The sequence below is a fragment of the Acinetobacter harbinensis genome, from assembly GCF_000816495.1.
In the GTDB taxonomy this organism is placed as follows: domain Bacteria; phylum Pseudomonadota; class Gammaproteobacteria; order Pseudomonadales; family Moraxellaceae; genus Acinetobacter; species Acinetobacter harbinensis.
Map to the genome: position 1 here is coordinate 2,580,794 of NZ_JXBK01000001.1, position 23,082 is coordinate 2,603,875.

The 23,082-nt window shown below is 43.1% G+C and carries 19 protein-coding genes and 1 tRNA gene; 12 read left to right on the top strand and 8 right to left on the bottom strand.

Translation table 11 applies throughout. The features are described from left to right. Positions 1-38 precede the first annotated feature (38 nt). Together SE27_RS11965 and SE27_RS11970 are read right to left on the bottom strand one after the other, a co-directional pair. The gene (locus tag SE27_RS11965) at positions 39-1,313 is read right to left on the bottom strand and encodes a sensor histidine kinase (protein ID WP_039623642.1); all 1,275 of its coding nucleotides are present in this window, start codon (positions 1,311-1,313) and stop codon (positions 39-41) included. A gap of 241 nt (positions 1,314-1,554) precedes the next feature. Next, positions 1,555-1,641, bottom strand: a tRNA-Leu gene (locus tag SE27_RS11970). 194 nt (positions 1,642-1,835) lie between these two features. Here SE27_RS11970 and queA point away from each other — a divergent pair. From queA to secF, 7 genes are all read left to right on the top strand, one after another. Continuing rightward, positions 1,836-2,873, top strand: coding sequence for a tRNA preQ1(34) S-adenosylmethionine ribosyltransferase-isomerase QueA (gene queA, locus SE27_RS11975; protein ID WP_039624014.1), 1,038 nt, complete (start codon positions 1,836-1,838; stop codon positions 2,871-2,873). A 28-nt stretch (positions 2,874-2,901) separates the two neighbouring features. Continuing rightward, complete coding sequence (locus tag SE27_RS11980) at positions 2,902-3,930, top strand: hypothetical protein (RefSeq protein ID WP_039623643.1); 1,029 nt, start codon at positions 2,902-2,904, stop codon at positions 3,928-3,930. Positions 3,931-3,960: 30 nt separating this feature from the next. Further along, complete coding sequence (locus SE27_RS11985) at positions 3,961-4,527, top strand: LemA family protein (RefSeq protein ID WP_039623644.1); 567 nt, start codon at positions 3,961-3,963, stop codon at positions 4,525-4,527. Between the two features lie 282 nt (positions 4,528-4,809). After that, positions 4,810-5,940: a tRNA guanosine(34) transglycosylase Tgt gene (gene tgt, locus SE27_RS11990; RefSeq protein WP_039623645.1), complete on the top strand. Its 1,131-nt coding sequence runs from the start codon at positions 4,810-4,812 to the stop codon at positions 5,938-5,940. 102 nt (positions 5,941-6,042) lie between these two features. After that, positions 6,043-6,372: a preprotein translocase subunit YajC gene (gene yajC / locus SE27_RS11995; protein ID WP_039623646.1), complete on the top strand. Its 330-nt coding sequence runs from the start codon at positions 6,043-6,045 to the stop codon at positions 6,370-6,372. Positions 6,373-6,424: 52 nt separating this feature from the next. Beyond that, positions 6,425-8,326: a protein translocase subunit SecD gene (gene secD, locus SE27_RS12000; protein ID WP_039623647.1), complete on the top strand. Its 1,902-nt coding sequence runs from the start codon at positions 6,425-6,427 to the stop codon at positions 8,324-8,326. Positions 8,327-8,334: 8 nt separating this feature from the next. Continuing rightward, on the top strand, positions 8,335-9,306 hold the full coding sequence (gene secF, locus SE27_RS12005; RefSeq protein ID WP_148308940.1) for a protein translocase subunit SecF: 972 nt from the start codon (positions 8,335-8,337) through the stop codon (positions 9,304-9,306). Positions 9,307-9,509: 203 nt separating this feature from the next. Here the strand turns inward: secF and SE27_RS12010 are convergent, their stop codons facing one another. Genes SE27_RS12010 through cysM form a run of 4 tightly spaced genes read right to left on the bottom strand, consistent with a single transcriptional unit; the run spans position 9,510 to position 15,019 of the window. After that, the gene (locus SE27_RS12010; RefSeq protein ID WP_039623649.1) at positions 9,510-11,819 is read right to left on the bottom strand and encodes a RelA/SpoT family protein; all 2,310 of its coding nucleotides are present in this window, start codon (positions 11,817-11,819) and stop codon (positions 9,510-9,512) included. Between the two features lie 17 nt (positions 11,820-11,836). Beyond that, a complete protein-coding gene (rlmD, locus tag SE27_RS12015) occupies positions 11,837-13,240 on the bottom strand; it encodes a 23S rRNA (uracil(1939)-C(5))-methyltransferase RlmD (protein WP_039623650.1) in 1,404 nt (467 codons plus the stop codon). 6 nt (positions 13,241-13,246) lie between these two features. Further along, on the bottom strand, positions 13,247-14,068 hold the full coding sequence (locus tag SE27_RS12020) for a 3'-5' exonuclease (RefSeq protein WP_039623651.1): 822 nt from the start codon (positions 14,066-14,068) through the stop codon (positions 13,247-13,249). A gap of 21 nt (positions 14,069-14,089) precedes the next feature. Continuing rightward, the gene (gene cysM / locus SE27_RS12025; protein ID WP_039623652.1) at positions 14,090-15,019 is read right to left on the bottom strand and encodes a cysteine synthase CysM; all 930 of its coding nucleotides are present in this window, start codon (positions 15,017-15,019) and stop codon (positions 14,090-14,092) included. 153 nt (positions 15,020-15,172) lie between these two features. On the opposite strand from cysM, the gene SE27_RS12030 reads away from it, so the two are divergent. From SE27_RS12030 to rsfS, 5 genes are all read left to right on the top strand, one after another. Further along, positions 15,173-17,983, top strand: coding sequence for a GacS-like sensor histidine kinase (locus tag SE27_RS12030; protein WP_039623653.1), 2,811 nt, complete (start codon positions 15,173-15,175; stop codon positions 17,981-17,983). 115 nt (positions 17,984-18,098) lie between these two features. Continuing rightward, a complete protein-coding gene (locus SE27_RS12035) occupies positions 18,099-18,887 on the top strand; it encodes a crotonase/enoyl-CoA hydratase family protein (protein ID WP_039623654.1) in 789 nt (262 codons plus the stop codon). Positions 18,888-18,923: 36 nt separating this feature from the next. Then, positions 18,924-19,793, top strand: coding sequence for an NAD(P)-dependent oxidoreductase (locus SE27_RS12040; RefSeq protein ID WP_039623655.1), 870 nt, complete (start codon positions 18,924-18,926; stop codon positions 19,791-19,793). Positions 19,794-19,828: 35 nt separating this feature from the next. Beyond that, the gene (locus SE27_RS12045) at positions 19,829-20,623 is read left to right on the top strand and encodes a hydroxypyruvate isomerase family protein (RefSeq protein WP_039623656.1); all 795 of its coding nucleotides are present in this window, start codon (positions 19,829-19,831) and stop codon (positions 20,621-20,623) included. A gap of 77 nt (positions 20,624-20,700) precedes the next feature. Then, positions 20,701-21,087 carry a ribosome silencing factor gene (gene rsfS, locus SE27_RS12050; protein ID WP_039623657.1) on the top strand — a complete coding sequence of 129 codons (387 nt, stop codon included), beginning with the start codon at positions 20,701-20,703 and terminating at the stop codon, positions 21,085-21,087. A 335-nt stretch (positions 21,088-21,422) separates the two neighbouring features. Here the strand turns inward: rsfS and SE27_RS12055 are convergent, their stop codons facing one another. Together SE27_RS12055 and SE27_RS12060 are read right to left on the bottom strand one after the other, a co-directional pair. Beyond that, positions 21,423-21,887 (bottom strand): RrF2 family transcriptional regulator, encoded by a 465-nt coding sequence (locus SE27_RS12055; RefSeq protein WP_039623658.1) that lies wholly within the window; start codon positions 21,885-21,887, stop codon positions 21,423-21,425. 61 nt (positions 21,888-21,948) lie between these two features. Next, positions 21,949-23,082, bottom strand: a 1,134-nt coding sequence (locus SE27_RS12060; protein WP_455549989.1) for a globin domain-containing protein, incomplete at its 5' end; no start/stop codon positions are given.

The window sequence follows — 23,082 nt, forward strand, 5'->3', positions numbered from 1 at the left end:
CAGTTGAAATGAAGTACTGGCAAAGAAAATTTATTTTTCTAGATGCGGGCGAGTTCAGCCGGAGCTTGTTCTGGGGTTAAGGCTTGATGATTACTGGTCGCTACCGGCAACGTTACGGTAAACGTAGTGCCTTCACCTTCATTGGAGACCACCACAATATCACCATGATTCAGCTCAATAAAGCGCTTACATAACATTAAGCCTAAACCGGTGCCCTTTTCACCTGCTGTGCCTTTAATACTGGCCGACAGCGATTCTTTAAACAGCTGTCCAATTTGTGCCTGACTCATGCCTAAACCGTTGTCCTGCACAGCAATCTGCACACCCGCATCTGTATGACGCGCACTGATGATCACTTGGCCTTTACCATCTGTTGGGGTAAATTTTAATGCATTAGAGACTAAGTTTTGGATCACCGAGGTAATCATATTAATATCGGCATAGACTTTTAAATCATCTGCAATTTGATCAATCAAGCGAATGTCTTTTTTGATCGCCAAACTATTTAACACCGAACAAACAATTTTGCTCGACTGTTTCAGTTCAAAATTAATTGGATGATAAATAAAACGTCCACCTTCGGCCATAGCCCAATTGAGCAAGCTTTCTAGCAAATTATAAGTTGATTGCGTGGTGTCATACAGATATTCAGAAATGCTTTGTACGCTCGCGTCATCAAGGGTATCGCGCTCTTGCACCAACACTTCTGAAAAACCCAACAGACCATGAAATGGCGCTCTTAAATCATGCGCGATAATTTGGAAAAATTTGGTTTTACTATAATTGAGCGCCACTTGCTGTTCATGTAATTCTTTTAATTCAACGTAATCTACTTTTAATTCAATATGACGCATCAAGTTGTCAGCACAATCGACCACAATGCTGGCACTGTTTACATCAAAGGATTGCTGCTTTTTATCAAAAAACAAGATTTGTCCAACAGAACGACCATCTAATAAACGTAAATCAAAGGCGATATAACGCTCAGCTTTCACCCCAAATTGAGAGATGTGCTGCACCAAATGAGGGTATTGCGGATGCTGTACATCTACAAAAGCTTGATCACTAAAGTAGGCACTTAAATTGGTATCCACCAACGGCGTGAAAGCTTTAAATTGCTGATTTGAGGCATACCAAATATACGGCTCATTATGAAAGGCAAATACCGCTTCATCTGCACCGAGTATTTTACGCGCAAGATTTAAAAAACTTTCTACCTGATTATTGGCGGTAAACACGCCCAACAACAAGGAGAGCTTACAAGCACTAAGCTGCTCGGTTTCCGAACCAATTTCAAGTAACTGCATTCTCATATTTGACTCATCCAATCACTATTTATTGTTGTAAAAAAACCCAGTACGTCAGTTTAGTTAGTTAATAGATTTTACCAAAAAATACAATTTTTAAACAGCAATATCAAATCCTAGCTTTTAAGCAATTTGTAACTGAAAATCTTTCGCAGATTAAAGCATTGTATTGCCTGTCATTTTTAATTCTCAGACACAAAAAAATCCCCAAGCTTTTGACACCAGCTTGGGGATTTTTCTAGAATTTTGGTCCCGAGGGTCGGACTCGAACCGACACGTCATCTCTGACAGCGGATTTTGAATCCGCCGCGTCTACCAATTTCACCACCTCGGGAAAGGGGCTACAAGCATCTTGGCTTGTGCTGGCTATATTACTATTAAACTTCAGATTGTCAATTCTCTAATGCAATCAATTGCTCACTTTTACAGCAAAAATCAAATCTTTGTCTTAAAAAACAGCAGATATGCGTTCATACAGTATTTTTCAGGATTATAATGCAGACGTTTTTCTTATTGTATCCCTTGAAAATGCAGCTTTCCGATTTTAACTTTGATCTCCCTGACGAGCTAATTGCTCGCTACCCTTTAGATACCCGTAGTGCTTCACGTTTGCTGCATTTAGATGCACAAGGTCAGTATCACGATGGTTATTTCACCGATATTTTGGATTTACTCGATGCCGGTGATTTACTGATTTTAAATGACACCAAAGTGATGAAAGCACGGCTTAAAGGTAAACGTGCCACAGGCGGTGCGGTTGAAGTCTTGGTGGAGCGTATGCAAGACCGTTATATTGCGTACTGTCATATTAAAGCCAGCAACTCTCCTAAAGCCGGTGCTGAAATTTTTATTGGTGATGATGCCATTAAAGTTACCGTACAAGGTCGTCATGAAAATCTATTTATTGTTGAGTTTTCTCAACCGATTTTAACGGTATTAGACCAATACGGTCAGCTGCCCATTCCGCCCTATTTTAACCGTGAAGCGGAAGCCATTGACACCGAGCGTTATCAAACCGTTTTTAACGATCCGGAAAAATTAGCCAGTGTAGCTGCACCCACAGCCAGCTTACACTTTGATCAACAGCTCCTCACGGCACTTGCCACCAAAGGAATTGAAAAAGCCTTTGTGACCTTACATGTCGGTGCAGGCACATTTTTACCGGTGCGCAGTATAGATATTGAAAATCATATTATGCACAGTGAATGGTGTGATGTGCCGGCAGCCACAGTGGAGTTGATTCGTCAAACCAAAGCACGCGGCAATAAAATCATTGCCGTGGGCACCACAGCCACGCGCGCGGTTGAAAGTGCAGCCGCTGCACATGACGGCACATTACAGGCATGGAGCGGTGATACACAAATTTTCATCTATCCAGGTTATCAGTTTAAAGTGGTGGATCGGTTAATTACCAATTTCCATTTGCCTGAGTCGACCTTATTGATGTTGGTTTCAGCGCTCTCCAGTCAAGCCCATATTTTGGCGGCCTATCAACATGCGGTCGAAGAAAAATATCGCTTCTTCAGTTATGGTGATGCGATGCTGGTTGACCAACTTCACCGTTAATTGTTGATGCTGTTCCAAGAAGCCCCCTATGCCGATCAATCGTGTTAAACACTCTCTTCATCTTCAAGCCAAAACAAACAGACGTGTTTCTCACAATATTGCACGGCTTTGGGAAATCGGTGCGCAGGCACACAGTCAGCAAGACATTTTGGATGCCTTGCATCCGTGGCAAGCACCGATTAGGCTTAAATTTAGCAATCATTTGGCCTTATTTTTAGCCGCCATCGGACTATTTTTTGTTGTTTTAATTATTATCAATCCCGCTAATATCTGGGCGCAAAGCAGTTTATTTATCGGTGTGTTCATTTTATTTTGGGCTTATATTGCCTATGAACAACAAAAGCCAATTACTGAAGTGATTCAGTATTTAGAACAACAAACCATCGCAAAAAAATATCAACTGGCGTTACATCAACAACCCCGTCATGTGTCTATTCCGCTGCAACCACTCCTGATGATTGCACATTTAAAACAGCTGTTTCCGGTATTTAATCAAGGCAGTTTAGCCAATGATTTACCTTATTATGCCAGTACGGTTTGGCGCGATGAACACGGCACACAGCACCAAGTGATGGTGTTTCAATATCGCTATGTCAATGAAGTACGTATGCGCGATAAAAATGGCCAGTCGATTAAAGTAAAAGAAGTGCACAAAGATTTATGGGGCGTCTTTGTCTTTGATGTTGATATACAAGGACTGGCCGTGACCACGGCACATAAAAGCTTTCATGCGCCCTATACCCAGCCTTGGCAGACCAGCGATATTCAAATCAATCAAAAACTTAATATTTTTGGCAGTGATGAGATGAATACTGCAAAATTACTGTCACCGGCCTTTGTGTTAAAGCTGGCCGATTTTTTTGCGCAGCGGCAAGGTGATTTAATCTTTCATCCCAGTCGTCACATTTTATGCTTTTTAGGCAGTGCGGATTTATTTAAAATTAGCAGTCGCGCAAAAAACATTGAAGATATTTCGACTTTACGTGGCCACTTACGCACCTTTAAATTACCGTATTTAGAAAGTTTGCAACGCGATTTAACACAGTTTTTAAAATAATGATGATGACTATTTTTTAAGGGGATAAAGATGGGTTTGGGTATTTTTTTACTGTTGATGCTGGCACTGGTGATTTTGGCAATTATGATTCGCAATACCATCGTACGCCATCACAATGCATCTATTCGAGCATGGTCAGATGTGGCCAGTTACGAACGGCAAAAAATTAAAATTCTAGATGGCTTACAAACCTTGGTGGAACAATATTCCAGTTTTGAACAAGGCACTTTAGAAAAAGTTACTGAGCTGCGACGCAATATTTTAAATTTAAACATCAACAGTACCGATGTTTCACAGTTGCAGCGCATTGAAAGTCTGAACCAAGAGTTAATGCGCAGCCTAAATGTGGTGGTCGAGAACTATCCTGAGCTGAAAGCCAATAAAATTTATCTTAAAATGATGAATGAAATTGAAGAACAGAATGAAAATGTGGGTGCCGCCATCACTATTTTTAATCGCAATGTTGAGCTATTCAATAACTATATTCAGGTCTTTCCCAACAATATCATCAACACTTTAACCTTAAGTAAAAAAGCCATCCGCCCTTTCCGCGATCAAGCTGCGACGCAAAATTTTGACTATCGTCCTAATTTTTAAGCCTTTAGCGGACTGTGTTAGAGCATGCCTCAGCGTATGCTGAGTGGCAAAACGAACTCCCATGCGCAGGTTTTAAAGCGACGCGCTCAGCATGCTTATCGTCCATACTTGTTGTCAGGTTCTGTTTAAATCGGCGTACACCGATAAAGTCGACGCTTAAAACACGACAATGCTGGTGTTTGGCTGCGTAATCTAGGAAAATAGCCCCCTTTTAGCGGCGAACTGTTTTTTCGCTCTTGCACTGCAAGCAAAGCAGTGCTTTGCGCTTGTTCAGGATATTCTATGAAGTTTGAAAGATTAGCTCAGTCGGGTCGTGCCCGTCGTGGTCGTTTAACACTGGAACACGGCGTGATTGAAACGCCAGTGTTTATGCCGGTCGGTACCTATGGCACAGTCAAAGGCATGTTGCCGCGTGATATTGAAGAGATTAAAGCACAAATTATTTTGGGCAATACCTTTCATCTTTATTTACGTCCCGGTTTAGACGTCATTCGTGAACATGGTGGTTTACATGAATTCATGAAATGGAATAAACCGATTTTAACCGATTCAGGCGGCTTTCAAGTGTTCAGCTTGGGTGCGATGCGTAAAATTAAAGAAGACGGCGTGACCTTTCGCTCGCCAATTGATGGCTCGAAAGTGTTTTTATCGCCTGAAATTTCGATGGATATTCAACACGCCTTGAATTCCGACATCGTGATGATCTTTGATGAATGTACGCCCTATCCTGCCACCCATGAAGAAGCACAAAAATCATTACAGTTGTCGTTACGCTGGGCCAAACGCTGTAAAACCCAACATGATGACGTATTAAAAAACAGAAATGCTTTATTTGGCATTATTCAAGGCGGCATGTATGAAGACTTGCGTCAGGAATCACTAAACGGTCTAAAAGAAATTGATTTTGATGGTTTTGCCATTGGCGGTCTGTCGGTCGGTGAACCGAAAGAAGAAATGATTAAGGTCTTGGATTATTTGCCCGAGCAAATGCCGGCTGATAAACCACGTTACTTAATGGGCGTGGGTAAACCTGAAGATATCGTCGAAGCGATTCGCCGCGGTGTGGATATGTTTGACTGCGTGATGCCAACGCGTAATGCACGTAACGGCCATTATTTTGTCACCGATGGTTTGGTGCGAATTCGCAATGCGCAATATCGTCACGACCAAAGCGCGCTTGATCCGTATTGTGACTGTTATACCTGTCAAAACTTCAGCCGTGCCTATTTATTCCATTTAGAAAAATGTGGTGAAATGCTTGGTGCGATGTTAGGCACCATTCACAACTTACGTTATTACCAAAGATTTACACAAGATATTCGCGATGCATTGGATAATGGCACTTTTGATGCCTATGTCCAAGATTTTTATGCGCGCCGTGGTCTAGAAGTGCCGCCTTGTCCGGAAGATTAATTTTTCAGTATTTGCGCTGAAGAAAAAGACCATGTAAATTGCTGAACAAGTTAATTTATTATCATATTGTTGATATACCGTTTTTTATTTTAGGAAAATGAAATGAGCCTTTTTATTTCTACTGCTCACGCAGCGGGTGAAGCTGCAAGCCAACCAAGTTTGGTGACCAACCTTTTGATGATTGCAGTATTTGTCGCAATTTTCTATTTTCTCATTTGGCGTCCACAAGCCAAACGTGCCAAAGAGCATCGTACTTTGGTTGAAAGCTTAGGTGTAGGCAGCGAAGTGGTTTTTGCCGGTGGCCTGATGGGTAAAATCCTGAAAATCGACGGTGATTTTGTCGTGGTTGAACTCAGCCGTGGCGTAGAAGTAAAAGTTCAGCGCGCAAGTGTGATTTCGGTACTTCCAGAAGGCACCTTAAATAATCTCTAATCAAAAAAAAGTCGTGCCCTAGCACGACTTTTTCATTTTAAGAAGAAAACAAATGCGTTACCCAGCATGGAAATATCTGCTGATCATTGTGGTTTTGGTGATCAGTACATTATATGCCCTGCCTAGTTTGTATCCAGATGAACCTGCTGTTCAAATTTCGGGTGCCAAAGCTGGTACCCAAATTGACCAGAGCATCATACAAAAAGCAGAGCAATTATTACAAAGTGAAAAGATCCCCAGTCATAACAACAGCTTTAGCAATAATGCTGCACTGCTACGCCTTGACTCTTCTGAAGCACAATTAAAAGCCAAAGAAGTCTTGCGTCAAGGTTTGGGCGACAATTATGTCGTGGCGTTAAACCTTGCGCCAACCACCCCTGAATGGCTACGAAAAATTGGCGCCAAGCCAATGAAATTGGGCCTCGATTTACGTGGTGGTGTGCACTTCTTATTGGAAGTGGACATGGACAAGGCCATTACCCAGCGCATGGAAACCTCTGCGACCGATTTACGTCGTCAGTTCCGTGACAACAAGCTGAAATTTAACAGTCTTGCGCTGAACGACAGCATCATTACCCTCCAGTTTGCCAACAATAGCGACCGTGATGCGGCAATGGATTTTTTACGTCGTAATGGCAATGAGTTTACGCAGCAAGCAATTGCCTCGACTTCAGGCTCGACCTTACGCTTAAATTATACCGATGCGCGTCGACAAGAAATTCAGTCCTATGCGGTCAATCAAAACTTAACCACGCTACGTAACCGGATTAACGAGTTAGGTGTGGCCGAAGCATTGGTACAAACCCAAGGCAGCAACCGTATTGTGGTGGAATTGCCCGGTGTACAAGATACTGCCGAAGCAAAACGCGTATTGGGACGTACAGCAAACTTAGAGTTCCGTTTGGTTTCGGATTTAAACGATCAATATATTGATCCTTATACCGGTGCAGCCAATGGTAAAGCTTTACCGCCGGGTACTGAACTGTTTGCCTATGAATCATTAGACAGTGGTCGTCAACTGCTGTTGAATCGCAATCGTATTTTAACCGGTGAACGTGTACAAAATGCCTCAAGCGGCTTTAGCCAAGACAGCGGCGGTGCTGAAGTAAACATTACCTTAGACAGCGCTGGTGGTAAATTAATGGCGGATGCCACACGTAATGCCGTTGGCAAACGTATGGCGGTTTTGTTTATTGAAAATAAACAAAAAATTAGCTATGTACCCGATCCTGAAACCGGAACACCGACTGAAGTACGCACCTCTTATGCTGAATCTGTGGTGATTAATGCGGCCACCATTCAAGCAGTATTGGGTTCGCAGTTCCGTATTACCGGTTTAGATTCACCGCAAGAAGCAGCGGAATTGGCCTTGATGCTACGTGCCGGTGCACTTGCTGCGCCAATGTACTTTGTGGAAGAGCGTGTGGTGGGGCCAAGCCTTGGACAAGAAAATATCGACAAAGGCGTGTTATCGACGCAAATCGGTTTCTTGTTGGTGGCCATTTGGATGGTGGTGTTCTTCCGTCTATTCGGTTTAATTGCAAACTTTGCCTTGGTGATGAATTTGGCCATGATCTTGACGGTTATGTCATGGATTGGTGCCTCATTAACTTTACCGGGGATTGCAGGGATTGTAATCACCATTGGTATGGCGGTGGATGCCAACGTACTGATTTGTGAGCGTATACGCGAAGAGATTAAATGGGGTGCATCGCCCAAACAGGCCATTGTGGCCGGTTATGAGCGCGCCTATAACACCATTTTCGACTCGAACTTAACCACATTCTTGGTGGCGTTTATTCTATTTGCAATTGGTACCGGCCCGATTAAAGGCTTTGCCGTGACCTTAATGATCGGTATTGTTTGCTCGATGTTTACCGCTATTACGGTAACGCGTGCAATCGTACAGCTGATCTATGGCAAAAAACGCAACTTGAAGAAGTTGAGCATATAAGGAGATCGATGATGACTGACATGACTCAACCTGATTCAAAGAAATATGGTCGTCCGGACAATGAGCGGATTATTCCGTTCATGAAAATTGCCTTTCCGGCGGCGATTATTTCAATCATTCTTACCATTGGCGGTATTTTCTTTATTGTCACTAAAGGGCTAAATCTCGGTTTAGACTTTACCGGCGGGGTATCGGCAGAGCTAAATTATGCTCAGCCTGCCAGCCAAAATGCCGTGATTAAAGCCTTAGATGAGGCCGGTTTTCATGATGCGGTGGTGCAAACTTTAGGCAGCAACAAAGACCTATTGGTGCGGATGCCTGCACAAGACATTAAAGTGGATGACTTAAGCAACGCCATTAAAAAGGCCGCGCAACTGCCGAACAATCCCGCTGAAGTACAAAAAGTTGACTCCGTCGGTGGGCAAGTCGGTAATGAGCTGTATGTCCGCTCAGCCAGTGCCGTGGCGCTCGCGCTTTTGTTGATGCTGGTGTATGTCACCATCCGCTTTGAGTTCAAACTGGCCATGGGCGCAGTGCTGTCGTTATTCCACGACATTATTGTGACTGTGGGTATTTTCGCCATGATGCAATGGCCGTTTGACTTAACCGTATTGGCGGCCGTATTGGCGTTAATTGGCTTCTCATTAAACGATAATATTGTGGTGTCGGATCGTATCCGTGAAAACTTCCGTAAAATTCGCGGTGCATCGCCTTTAGAAATTGTCAATATTGCCTTAACGGAAACCTTACGCCGAACTATTCATACCTCGATGACGTTATTGCTGGTGGTTTTAGCCATGCTGTTTATGGGTGGTGATGGTCTGAAATGGTTCTCGGTGACCATGTGTATTGGTATTTTTGTTGGTACCTATTCTTCAATTTATATTGGAACTGCATTTGCGCTGTGGCGTGGTCTAAACCGCCAAGACTTCATTGTGCAAATTAAGCCTGAATTTGAAGAAGAAGAAATTCCAAGATAATCTACTTTATACATCTATTAAAAAGCCCATCTTCGGATGGGCTTTTCTAGGCGCTTATTTTACTCATTTTCAAGCATTGATTTTTTAGAATCACTGTTAACACTTTAAAATCCAATTGAGAGTTCTATTTAAGCATTAAAAAAGCCCAGTTTGAGAACACACTCAAACTGGGCTTTTTCTTTTTTAAGCTTCAGGGCTTAAGCTTAATTGCCCTGCACCAAACGACGTGCGCTGATAATGCCCGGCTGCTGCTCTAAACGGGCCAATAAACGTGACAACTGCGCCAAACCCTTGACCTCAATCAACAATTTCATATTGGCAATGCCATCGGTTTCAGAGATGGTATTCACCTGACGAATGTTGATTTGATCGGAAAAAATTACTTGGGTCAGATCTTTTAACAAGCCCCGACGATCATAGGCTTCCACCACAATCTGTACGCTTTGACCACGCGTCGGCTGCATTTCCCAGTCGGCTTCAACCGCACGCTCCGGTTCTTGCGAAATCATGCGGATATAATCGGAACAGACCACTTTATGAATACTAACACCGCGATTCAGGGTGATATAACCGCCAATTGATTCACCATGCACCGGCTGACAACACTGCGCAACATGCAATTCCACATTGTCTAAGCCATCAATTAAAATACCATGGGCAGACAAGGTATGGCTGGCACGTGGATTTAACGTCGGTTTCAACACCAGTTCAGGTTCATCCTGACCGATATGCATGTGACGATTGACCTGATTCATCAAGGCATGCAGGCTAATATCGCCATTGACCAGACTAATCAGAATATCTTCACCCAACTTGACGTTAAAATGATTACAGTAATCATTTAAGTCGATACTTTTAGGGTGAATCGCCAAACGCAGCAATTCTTTATTCAGAATTTCGCGGCCAATTTCTAAGTTTTTGCTGCGATCTTGCTGTCTAAACCAATGCCGCAACTTATCCCGCGCGCGCGCCGTTTTAATATAACCCAGCGAATTGACCAACCAATCCCGATTCGGTTCACGATCTTTTTTGGTTAAAATCTCAACTTGTTCACCAGTTTTTAAGGTGTAGGTTAGCGGCACATAACGCTGATTGACACGCGAAGCATAACACTTGTTGCCCACTTCGGTATGCACATGATAAGCAAAGTCTAAAACGGTTGAACCACGCGGCAACTCTTTAATGTCACCATCACGGCTAAACACATAAATTTTTTCAAAGCCTTCAAAATCTTGCAGTTGCTCAAAATTTTCCTGCTCATCATCATCTAATTTATTGACACCGGCTTCATTACGTTCTTGATAATGTTCTAAAACTGCACGCAGTGAATGTAAACGATGGTTAAAAGAATGGTCGGTATTTTTACCGCCTTCTTTATAGTTGAAATGCGAACACACTCCAAGCTCTGCTTCTTCATGCATGGCTTTGGTACGAATTTGCACTTCTAAGGATTTATTTTCAGCAATCACCGCGGTATGCAAAGAGCGATAGCCGTTGGCTTTGGGATTGGTAATATAGTCATCAAATTGATGCGGAATATGACGCCAAATTTGATGCACAATACCCAAAGAGTGGTAACACTCAGGTACATTTTTAACCAAAACCCGAACTGCACGAATGTCATACAGCTGATCAAAACTTAAATCTTTGCTTTTCATTTTTCGATAAATCGAATAAATGTGTTTTACGCGTCCGCTAATTTCAGCGTCAATATCATGACTGGCCAACTCATGTTTGAGCTTATCCACCACGAATTGAATATATTGCTCACGTTCTAAACGTTTTTCATTCAGCAATGAGGCAATTTCTTTATAGCGCTCTGGGGCTAAATAACGAAAAGCTAAATCTTCAAGTTCCCATTTCAGCTGTGCGATGCCTAAACGGTGTGCTAAAGGCGAATAGATGGTGAGAATCTCACGCGCCACGCGCTCTTGACGCTCTTTAGAGGCCTGTGTTAATTCACGCAGCGCATAAGTTCGCTCTGCCAGTTTAATCAGCACCACACGCACATCTTCGGTCACGGAAATCAGCATTTTATAAATGCCGTTCAAATGCTCTCTTTGATTGTTATTAAAGTGATCCTCTAACCGTTTATTTTTTTCAATTAGATCGGACAGTTTACCCATCGACAACGTGCCTTGCACCAAGCTATGCACTTGTTCGCCGCACTGTTCACGAATCTCTTCTAGAGTAATCAGTCCCTCACGTACACTACGGTATAACATCGCCGCCGACAACGTATCTTCATCGACATGTAAATGCGCCAAAATATCCGCCATTTCAATACCGGTATAAAAGGTATTAGAACGATGATTAACTTTGGCTTTCAGCTCGGCGTTTAAGGTTAAATGCGTCACATCTTCAAGTTTTTTAAGCGCTGCACCATCAAAGATAATGCGAACACGACTCAGCCACTCTGATAAATCATGTCGAGCTTGTTCGGCATGTTCTACAGTCGCTTCCTCGGACAACTCGTTGAGTCGGCCGGGAAGTTGCTCACGTACTGTGACCATACCCGTCTCCTACCTCTTTACTGATCATATTCTAAATCGTTTATTTGGTGATCTTTTTCAAATAAGGCAATAGATTCGACATGTCCCGTATGGGTAAACATATCCATCACCCCTGCCTTTTTTAATCGGTAGCCATGCTGCGCCAGTAGACCGGCATCTCGTGCCAATGTGGCTGGATTACACGACACATAAACGATTCTTTTTGCACCAAATTTGGGTACATAATGCATAATCTCCTCTGCACCAGAGCGCGGCGGATCAATTAATAATGCATCAAATCCTTGTTTTGCCCAAGATTGCTGTGAGCAATCTTTTGTTAAATCTTGTGAATAAAAGCTGACTTGGCTTAAGCCGTTGGCAAGCGCATTTTCTGTACCACGGTGCACCATATCTAGACTGCCTTCTACGGCAACCACATGACCTGTTGCGCCCACACAACGCGCCATTGCTAAGGAAAAATTACCCAAGCCACAGAACAAATCCAACACCCGTTCACCGGCTTTTAATTGCAGTAAATCACAGGCCAATTTGACCATTTGCGGATTAATACTTGAATTAACTTGGGTAAAGTCCAGCGGATTAAACGCAAATTTCAGATCAAAATCGTCTAAAGCATAATGCAGACGCATCGGGGCAGCTGGATCATCAGCGCGCTGTAAGGTCTCGGCAGCGCCGCCTTGCAAGTACAGTTGCCACTGTTTATTTAACGCAAATTGTTGTAATTGGTTGACATCACTGTCGGCTAATTTTTCGGTATGGCGAATCACCAAGGCGATTTCCGCATCGCCCATGGCCAATTCTATATGACCAATGGCCGCTTTGGCTTTTAGACTTTGGATTAACTGCTTCAGTGCAGTGATCGATCCAAATTCACGATCTAGCACCAAGCAGCGATCAATTGAAATGAGTTTATTGCTTTGACGCTCACGAAAGCCGACCATTAATTTATCTTGTGAGGCGATGTAGCGCACGCCAATTCGTGCTTTACGGCGATAATCTTCCCGCGTTGAGCGTAATGCGGGTAACCACTGTTCAACCTGAAGACCGGCAAAATGCTCTAAATGAGATTTTAAAACCTCTTGCTTTAAACGAATCTGCTCATCGACAGCAATGTGTTGCATATTGCAACCGCCACAACGGGTGAAGTGCGGACATTTCGGCTCCACACGTAAAGCAGAGGGCGCACTGAGTAATGCAATGCTGTCGGCTTCTTCAAGTCGTTTCACCACATGGGTAATTTGTGCTGTGACTGTTTCGCCCGGTAAGGCATAGCTGATAAAAACTTTTTTACCGTGTTTGTCACTGGGATGGTCAGGATATGATCCATAGTGCGCGATCCCGCGTCCTTCATGTGAAAGCGACTCAACGTCAAAGCTATAAATGGGATGTTGAGCAGGACGTGGCTTGGGTCTATGTTTCATGAATACCTAGAGTGTGACAGAAGGAAAGTCGAGCGCACTGAATTCAGTACGTTGTGAGGTTTCACGCCATACCGTTAAAAACTCGCTGTGCTGCGGTTGATGAGCTAAAAATTGAATGGTGTTTTGTACCATACTGCGATAATCCGCTTGCAATAATTGTCCTTTAAGTAACAACCAACGCAAGTAAATCAACCATGTATTGAGTACATCGCCTTCACAATAGCAGGTCAGTTTTTGCCATTGCTGTTGACGTACATATTCCGGCACATGATAGGCACCGTCCCCGCGTTTACCGGGATAGCCCAACAAGTGCGCCACATCGTCCAGTTTTTGAAAGTGTCGACCATTAAACATGGCCATCACATCCATTAAATCCACATGACGATGATGATAGCGATTTTGGTAGTTATTATAACGCTTTTGCTGATCAATTTCGCCCTGATCGAATAAGCTCGGTGCAGATAAACCATGATACATGGCGCGAAATAAAATCACCGGCAAATCAAATTGTGAACCATTCCAACTGACTAAGGTGGGATAGCGCTTATCAAAAATTGATAAAAATTTGGTTAAAATTTCCGCTTCAGTGTGCTGTTCTTGACTAAAAGAGAACATTTTCATGTTGCCCTGTTCATCCAGCCATAAACCAGAAATACAGACAATCTCATGTAAAGCCAAGCGTTGAAAGTCCATGCCTGACTCTTGTCGACGCAGTTTAATCAACGCTTGTTCTAAATCGGCTGGTGGTAAATCTAAACCATATAAATGCGCACCTGATTTTAAGTCAGTCAGGGTTTCGATATCAAACACTAAAACAGGTAGGCGCATAGTTACTCACAAACAATAAATTTATTGGGGGTCTGGTACTGAAAAGAGACCGGTTGATAAATAACGGTCACCACGGTCACAGATAATACAGACAATCACGGCTGCTGGGTTTTCTTGTGCCAATTGAATTGAAGCCCACACTGCTCCCCCTGAAGAGGTACCTGCACAAATGCCTTCTTGCTGCGCCAATTGACGCATGGTTTGTTCAGCGGCCAATTGCGGAATATCCATGGTCCGATCAACACGACTGGGTTCAAAAATGGTCGGCAAATAAGCTTCTGGCCAACGACGAATACCGGCAATACTGGCACCATCTTCTGGCTGTAAACCAACAATTTGAATATCGGGGTTCATCTCTTTTAAATATTTTGATACCCCCATAATAGTACCGGTGGTGCCCATAGAGCTGACAAAATGGGTAATCTTACCACCGGTTTGTTGCCAAATTTCTGGCCCCGTGGTGAGATAATGCGCAGCGACATTATCTGGATTGCCAAATTGATTCAGTACAAAACCGTGACCTTGTGTTTGCATTTGCAAGGCCAAATCACGCGCACCTTCCATGCCTTGGGTTTTGCTCACTTCAATTAATGTTGCCCCATAGGCACGCATGGCGTCTTTACGCTCTTGACTCATGTTATCCGGCATAATCAAGGTCATTTTATAACCGCGCATCGCCGCAACCATTGCCAAAGCAATACCAGTATTGCCACTGGTGGCTTCAATTAAGGTGTCGCCCGGTTGAATTTGACCGCGTTTTTCCGCTTGCATAATCATGTTATAGGCGGGACGATCTTTCACTGAACCTGCCGGATTATTGCCTTCAAGCTTGGCCAAAATCGTGGCTTGAGTGTGGCTTGCCAGACGTTGCAAGCGCACCAGTGGGGTCTTTCCGACATAGTGATCTAATAAAAATTCGTCGGCTTGAAAATCAGGAGAGAAAGTACTCATCGTTTGTACCTATATCGAGCTCGGTCTATTGTATGAAAAAATGCGCTGCGCTGCACTCCTTTAAGCGGCTTTTTATTGAAAGCCACTAAAGCACAATCGGTTTTAAATAAAGCATGCTAAACTGCCTTGCATAGGAAATAAACTGTTTTAATCATGTCCAATATCAATAAAAAATTATTTAAACGCCTGCACTTAAATCATGCCTATGGACAGCTGATTGCCCTCATTTTTGTGCCGATTACGATTTTGGCCTGTGTCGGTGCGCTGTTGGTGTTGTCGGAAACCTCGAATGCTGCACGCGCGCAACAACGCCAAATGGCGATTGCCATTGTCACCCGTTATCAGTTAACCGCCGAAGCTGCGATTGATTTATTAAATCATTATCCGTGGCAATATGATCAAGCACGTAACGCTCTGCAAAGCATGCTCGATGAAAAACATCTCATACGTGCCGCCATTATTGACCCTCAAGGACGCAACCGTTTAAGCATTGGTTTTCAAGATCAAGATCCGTGGCCAAAAATTGACGCAACTGCCGATTTTGTCGGGCCAATTGCTTACAATAAAAATAATGTCTATGCCTTAACCATCAATAAATATGCCGATAAGCCGGTCAAGTTACTGATTGAGCTGGACAATCAACCGTTAGAAATTGCCCGTTATCGGGTAATGATTGTCTTGATTGCCACCGGCTTGCTGACGCTGTTGCTGTTGTTATTGTGCTTAAATTTTTACTCTCGGCGCTGGATTGCACCGATGTATGAAATTCGCATGCAACTGCAACGCCTGAATGCCGATACGCTGGATCAGCACATGGTGATTAACAGCACCGGTGAACTGCGTTTATTACAGCGCGATATTGCCAATGTGGTTAAACGCCTACATTTTAGTTTTTTAGAACTCAAAGAACACACTGAACAAACCGAAGACGATTTACGCCGCACCTTAGATACCCTAGAAGTGCAAAACATTACCTATCGTCAAGCGCGCGACCAAGCGATTTCCGCCAATCAATCGAAATCGGTTTTCTTGGCCAATATCAGTCACGAATTACGCACGCCGCTTAACAGTATTGATGGCTTTATTCACTTATTGCTGCGGCAAGGTAATCTTAGCAACGAGCAAAATCTGTATTTACAAACCATTCGTAAATCTTCAGCCCATCTTTTGGCGCTGATTAATGACGTACTGGACTTTTCTAAAATTGATGCCGGTAAATTAGAACTGGAAACCGCAGGCTTTGATTTAGAAGAAGCTATTTTTGATGTCATGGATATGCTCTCGCCTTTGGCGGCGCAAAAGCAGATCGATATGGCCTTTTATTATGCCGATAATGTGCCCACACAAATTATTGGAGATGCCCTGCGCTTTAAGCAAATTTTAACCAACCTAATTTCCAATGCTATTAAATTTACTCCAGATGGAGAAATTATTGTCCGTGTTCGAATGCAGCATGATGATCTTGAACATTGCCTATTACATTTTAGCGTACAAGACAGCGGTATTGGTTTAAGTGGCACCGATCGTAAAAAATTATTTGAGTCGTTCTCACAAGGCGATGCCTCTGTAACACGTCAATTTGGCGGTACTGGTTTAGGCTTGGCCATCTCTAAACAATTGGTGCATTTGATGCAAGGGCAAATTGGTTTTGAGGACAATCAAGAACGTGCTCCGACTGAAAAAGGCTCGACCTTTTGGTTTACCGCTATGTTTGCGGTGGATGAAGAAATTGAAATTATCCATCCCCAATTTAAGCAAATGCAGGTGGTGTCGTACTTGGCACATCCCGCCACGGCCAATATCTTGCGGCATTATTTGGAAAACTATCAAGTCCAGCATGTGGAAACCAGTTCGATCTTGGATTTGTTTAGTCAATTAAAACAATTTGCCAATTGTGATGACAATACCTGGCTGATTGTCGATCATAGTGGAGATGGTGAAGCCCTACTGAAGGAAATTCGTCAGCGTTATCAGGGTAATATTGCGGTATATGGCTATCAAATGTCGCTCAATGCCGACATGCTACATGAATATCGTGCGCGTCCACTGTATCAACCACTCAGCCGTAGCGCGCTGATTCAGTTGCTTGGTAATGAAGCCTTTTTAGATCAAGAACAATATGAAGAATTTAATGGTCAAGGCTTGCATGTCTTGGCGGTGGATGACCATCTGCCCAATCTGATTGTTTTAGAAGCATTATTGGGTGAGCTAAATGTCACCACCAGCAAAGTGCTCAGTGGTCAAGAAGCGCTTGAGCTGATTCAACAGCGCATTGAACAAGGTTTACCTGCCTTTGATATGGTGTTTATGGATATTCAAATGCCGGTGATGTCAGGCGTGGATACCACTCGTGCCATTCGCTCATTAGAATCCACCTTAGAAAATCATAAACGCTTGCCGATTATTGCTTTAACCGCCCACGCCTTGGCAGATGAAAAACAAAAATTATTACAGGTCGGGATGGATGATTACGTCACCAAGCCCATTCAAATGGAGCAGATTATTCAAATTCTGACCCACTGGACTTCGGCCAATTTTAAGCACACACAAAGTGTTGATAAATCGGTGTTGATTGAAGCACTCGATCCCCATATTTTAGATTGGCAACAAAGCTTGCAATTGGCCGCCAACAAAGAAGATTTGGCGCTCGATTTACTAAAAATGTTGGTGGATAGTTTTACTGCCGAATTAAATGAAATGCAGCAATTGATTGAAATGGAAGATTTCCCACAACTGGAACACGTGCTGCACCGTTTATATGGCGCAACGCGTTATGTTGGTGTACCACACTTGCAAGTCACCAGTGCCGCCTTTGAACAATTTGTATCGGGGTTACGCAAAGAACGTCGCAAAGCCGATGCCAGCTTTATTGAAGAGACCCTACAACACTTCGATGAATTGCAGACCGCCATTCAACAGGTCGAATTGGCTGCAGCACACATTTTAAAGCAACATAACTTTTAGTCAGTCGCAGTTGTTTATCCAGCACGTCCATATTTAGATGTGACTGTGCTGTCATGTATCGATAAAATCGGCATGTTATGCTCAAAACCACGAAAAAAAATACAGGTCTATTCCCATGGCGCTACTTCGCATCGAAAAAAATAATGGCATCGCGGTTGTGTCTTTAAACCGTCCCGACAAACGTAATGCCATGAGCTTTGCGCTCTTAAAAGAACTGGTGCTGGCCGCGAAACGAATCAAAAAAGATCGTTCTATTCGCTGTGTGATTTTAACCGGTGAAGCACAAGTGTTTAGTGCTGGGATTGATTTGGCCGATTTAAACTCCACTCAAAATATGGCCTATGCCGCATGGGAGCTGATTAAACCGGGACAAAGCCTCTTTCAAAAAGCCTTTTTGGTTTGGCAAGAATTGCCGGTTCCGGTAATTGCGGCCCTTGAAGGCTACTGCTTAGGCGCGGGCATGCAATTGGCCTTGGCCGCGGATATCCGTATTGCGCATCCTGAGACCAAAATGTCGATTATGGAAAGCCGTTGGGGATTGGTGCCAGACATGGGACTAACCCGTTCAATGCGAGGTTTAATCAATGCTGACTTAGCCAAAGAACTGACCTTAACAGCACGTATTTTCGATGCCAGCTATGCCAAAGAAATTGGCTTGATCACCCATTTAGCCGACTCCCCTTTAAGCCAAGCTCAAGCTTTGGCAGAAGAAATGTTACAACGCTCGCCCGATGCGCTCACCGCCGCCAAACGCGTATTGAATGCCATGCAAAATGCGCCACAAAAATCTTTACGCTTAGAAAAAATCTGGCAATTAAAATTAATTATGGGTAAAAATAGTACATTAGCCCGTCAAAAAGATAAAAAACCAGAAATTGAATTTTTACCGCGTCAGTATAAATAAACTGTCTCAATCACCGCATGCTGTAGAGAAAAATACATGAGCTTTGATCGTAATACCCAAATTGCCTTTCTAGGCATGGGCTTAATGGGCAGCCGTATGGCGACACGCTTGATTCAGGCTGGCTTTAACGTGGCCGTATGGAATCGTACTGAAGCCGCTTGTGAAGTATTACTGGACATGGGTGCTACTGCTTTAAAGCTAGAAAACATTGGAGAATATCCAGTTATTTTAAGCTGCGTAGCCGACGATACCGCCATACAAGCAATTTACGATCAGGTTGATGCGCATTTACATGCAGACCAAGTTTGGGTGGATTTTTCCAGTTTATCGGTCGATCAAACCAAAAGCTTGGCCGAGCATGCGCGCACGCGCGATGTACACTGGATTGATTCACCGGTCTCTGGCGGAACGATCGGTGCTGAACACGGTACCTTGGTGATTTTTGCAGGTGGCGATAGACAAATCATTCAGGATTTATCGCTGATTTATAATGTGCTGTGCCAGCGCGTCACCTGTATGGGCAGCAGCGGCACAGGTCAAGCCACCAAAATTTGTAATCAACTGATTGTTGCAGCCAACAGCACCTTAATTGCCGAAGCAGTGGCTTTGGCGGCACGCGCAGGTGTCGATACCACCTTGCTGGCACCGGCACTGGCCGGAGGTTTTGCCGACTCGAAACCCTTTCAAATTTTAACCCCACGCATGGCCACACATACCTTTGAACCGATTCAGTGGAAAGTACAAACCTTATCTAAAGACTTAAACAATGCGCTGCAACTGGCCGAACACTTTAATTTAAACATTCCGGTGGCCAAACAAGCATTGCAGCAATTGCAAACCCATCAAAATAAAGGCTATGCTGAGGCTGATTTAGCCAGCATCATTCAACTGATTGAACAACATTAAGCGCGTATGGTTTTTCTGTGCTTAGGAGTAACAGCATGCTTAAATTGGCAGTAAATTTATCCATGATTTTTACCGAAGTGCCTTTAATTGAGCGCTTCGCCTTAGCACGGGCACATGGTTTTGATTGTGTAGAAATTCAATTTCCGTATGAATTGAGTATTGCACAAATCCAAAGCCAACTGAGCTTACATGATTTAAGCCTATGCCTAATCAATGTCCCTGCCGGAGATTTAATGCAAGGTGGCAATGGTTTGGCCGGCATACCCGGCATGGAACATGCATTTTATCAGGGCTTAGAACAAGCCATTGACTATGCCACAGCTTTGAATGTTCCCAGTGTTAATATTCTAGCCGGCAAACAACCCTTAGATTGCGATCTACTGCCCTGCTTAAAAACCTTATCTAGCAATTTAAAATTGGCCTGTGCGCTGCTGACACAACAACAAATTCAACCGTTATTTGAAATCGTCAATGGCACCGATATGCCGCGCTTTTTGGTACAAAATATTGCCCAAGCACAGGAAATGTTAGAGGCCGTCCAGCATCCAGCACTCAAAATACAATATGACTGCTATCACATGGCCATGATGGGCGAAGATGTGCTGTATAGCTTACAAGAAAATATTCAAGACATTGGGCATATTCAATTTGCAGATTGCCCTGCACGCCATGAACCGGATACTGGAGAAATTGCTTTTGGCCCAATTTTTAATTGGCTGCGTCAAAGTACCTATAGCGGCTATATTGCAGCGGAATATAAGCCAAAAACAGACTCAGATCACAGTTTTGACTGGAAAGATAAATATTTTGTAAAACATCGGCCAAGTTAAATTCTAAACAGAATTGAAATTTGGCGCTAAAACCGCTATATTATAGGATGAGCTATTGTCTGGAAATAAAACCTTTTATGAATTTAGAACCATCGCCCAGCGCTTCTAATTCTCTCGATCACACAATGAATTCTCAAGCTAAAGATGTACAAGCTTGCTTAAAAGTTGTACATGAAGCCCTATTAGATGTAAAAGCCAAAGATATTCTTGAGCTTGATGTGAGTGCCATCAGCAATGTAGCCGATTATATGGTGATTGCGAGCGGTACATCGACACGTCATATCAAAGCCCTTGCCAATAACGTTGCTGAAGAAGCACGTAAAGCGGGTTTTCGTCCTTTGGGGATGGAAGGTGAACGTGATGCAGAATGGATCTTAATCGATCTTGGTTTTGTGGTTGTCCATGTCATGCTGCCAACGGCGCGTAAATTTTACGACCTTGAAAGCTTATGGCGTGCCAACTAGCTTAAACAGAAAAGAGCGACCTTAAGGTCGCTTTTTTTAAGTCTGTACTTTTAATTTTTCAAAATAATCGATTGAATCCCAACCTAAAAATTTCTGCTGTATCAAATTCAACCTCATACCAGCACAATCATAATGGCGCTTTTAGAATCATCAACATAGATTGATTGCGTATTAGATTCTGTGCATTTTTTCAGCTTACACTGCTCTACCATTAAATCAATTTTATGCGATAGAGCCAGCAAAACACTTGGTTTAAAAATTTAGTCGGTGAAAAGACTCAGAGTGATCATCACTTTAGCTTTTAGCAATAATCCCAATATCTTTACATAGAAAACTTATGAAATGGCCAAGATATCAATCAATTGATGTGCTGAAATCGTGGGCGATGCCATGGGACGACGTAAAATATCTTGTAGGGTATATTGATTGAGAAACTGATAAAACTGACTGAGCGCTTGATCTAATAAATAAGGCAAACCACATGAGGCGCGTAACACACATTCAGGTGCGTCACAATTAACCAAATGGGCTGATACCGCATTATGAGTTTGTAAGGTTTTAATCAGATGACCAATCGAGTAGTGCGCTAACGGATGGGTTAATTTAACGCCGCCGCCCTTGCCTCTGGACGTGGTTAGCCACTGTTGTTTGGCCATAAAATGAATGACTTTGACCAAGTGATTTCTAGAGACTTGCAAGTCTTTGGCCATTTTTTCGATGGTAAAAAGTGGCTCAGTAGATGACTGGGCCAAATAAATTAAAGCGCGAATCCCGATATCTGTAAATTGGTTTAATTTCATCTTGCTCTCATTAAGGTAAAAAAGTAAGAGGGCGTAAGTTCCCTCTTACTTCCTTTAGGTCTTAAAGTGCAACGCCACCGGTACCAAATGCTTCACTGTGAATATTTTGTGCCGGAATTCCCAATTCAAGCAAGGCTTTATGTTGAACTTGCATGAATGGAATAGGACCGCAAAGATAGTAATCTGCATCTTTTGGTAACATTTTGGCATCCAATTGTTTGAGATTCAAACGCCCTTCTGCATGATAGTCACGGCCCAACACATCTTTACTGTCGGTTTGTTCATAAGCCACAAAAACATTTAAATTGTCATGTTTTTTCGCCAAATCTTGCACCGTCTCTTTCATAGCATGTACACGTGAATTACGTACTGCATGAATAAAGTTAATCGGGTTTTTAGGTTCAGGCTTATTAAAGTTCGCCTTGATTTTTTCCCACAGGGTCACTTTTTCGTTCGGATCGGTATTACCGGTCAAAAGTTGGTTCAGCATGGCCATCATCGGTGTTAAACCAATCCCCGCACTAATCAACACATTGGTTTTTTCTGGATTAAACAAGAAGAAATTACCAGTCGGCGCAGACAGCTCAATCACATCATTTTCTTTGACTTTGTTATGTAAAGTCGATGAGACATAACCTGGATCTTGACCTTCTGCTTTTGGACTTTCATTTTTAACCGAAATACGTAAATACTGACCAGTTGAACTGTCGGATAGACTGTATTGACGCGGTTGTTTAAAGCCTAGTGCATCAATAAACAGACGTACAGTGACATATTGTCCGGCTTTATATTCAGGTAGCGCGCCGCCATCTTGAGGCACCAAATAGAACGAAGTAATCTCATCGCTTTCTTTAACTTTTTTAGACACCACAAAGTTGCGCCAGCCTAACCAGCTGCCTTTGGTTTGTTCATGTTCTAAATACATTTTTTGTTCAGTTTCAATAAACAAATTCGCCAATTGACCATACGCCGCAGCCCATGCACTAATTAGCTCATCTTCCATCGGCACACTCAGCACTTCACTGATGGAATGCAGCAAGTTTTCACCAACAATATCGTAATCAGGTGCTTGAATATTCAAACTGACATGTTTGTGACAAATCAATTCAATCACCGGCGCCAGCACCATTGGATCTTCAATATTTTCGGCATAAGCCAGTACCGCGCCCGCCAATGCTTTGGCCTGTGCGCCCGT

Bases quoted from the DNA above. Each gene is read 5' to 3' on its own strand.
- SE27_RS12035 (WP_039623654.1), top strand. From the start codon at position 18,099: ATGGCGCTACTTCGCATCGAAAAAAATAATGGCATCGCGGTTGTGTCT.
- yajC (WP_039623646.1), top strand. From the start codon at position 6,043: ATGAGCCTTTTTATTTCTACTGCTCACGCAGCGGGTGAAGCTGCAAGC.
- secD (WP_039623647.1), top strand. From the start codon at position 6,425: ATGCGTTACCCAGCATGGAAATATCTGCTGATCATTGTGGTTTTGGTG.
- SE27_RS12040 (WP_039623655.1), top strand. From the start codon at position 18,924: ATGAGCTTTGATCGTAATACCCAAATTGCCTTTCTAGGCATGGGCTTA.
- SE27_RS11985 (WP_039623644.1), top strand. From the start codon at position 3,961: ATGGGTTTGGGTATTTTTTTACTGTTGATGCTGGCACTGGTGATTTTG.
- SE27_RS12030 (WP_039623653.1), top strand. From the start codon at position 15,173: ATGTCCAATATCAATAAAAAATTATTTAAACGCCTGCACTTAAATCAT.
- SE27_RS12020 (WP_039623651.1), bottom strand. From the start codon at position 14,068: ATGCGCCTACCTGTTTTAGTGTTTGATATCGAAACCCTGACTGACTTA.
- SE27_RS12055 (WP_039623658.1), bottom strand. From the start codon at position 21,887: ATGAAATTAAACCAATTTACAGATATCGGGATTCGCGCTTTAATTTAT.
- SE27_RS11965 (WP_039623642.1), bottom strand. From the start codon at position 1,313: ATGAGAATGCAGTTACTTGAAATTGGTTCGGAAACCGAGCAGCTTAGT.
- tgt (WP_039623645.1), top strand. From the start codon at position 4,810: ATGAAGTTTGAAAGATTAGCTCAGTCGGGTCGTGCCCGTCGTGGTCGT.
- queA (WP_039624014.1), top strand. From the start codon at position 1,836: ATGCAGCTTTCCGATTTTAACTTTGATCTCCCTGACGAGCTAATTGCT.
- rlmD (WP_039623650.1), bottom strand. From the start codon at position 13,240: ATGAAACATAGACCCAAGCCACGTCCTGCTCAACATCCCATTTATAGC.
- SE27_RS12010 (WP_039623649.1), bottom strand. From the start codon at position 11,819: ATGGTCACAGTACGTGAGCAACTTCCCGGCCGACTCAACGAGTTGTCC.
- secF (WP_148308940.1), top strand. From the start codon at position 8,335: ATGATGACTGACATGACTCAACCTGATTCAAAGAAATATGGTCGTCCG.
- rsfS (WP_039623657.1), top strand. From the start codon at position 20,701: ATGAATTTAGAACCATCGCCCAGCGCTTCTAATTCTCTCGATCACACA.
- cysM (WP_039623652.1), bottom strand. From the start codon at position 15,019: ATGAGTACTTTCTCTCCTGATTTTCAAGCCGACGAATTTTTATTAGAT.
- SE27_RS12045 (WP_039623656.1), top strand. From the start codon at position 19,829: ATGCTTAAATTGGCAGTAAATTTATCCATGATTTTTACCGAAGTGCCT.
- SE27_RS11980 (WP_039623643.1), top strand. From the start codon at position 2,902: ATGCCGATCAATCGTGTTAAACACTCTCTTCATCTTCAAGCCAAAACA.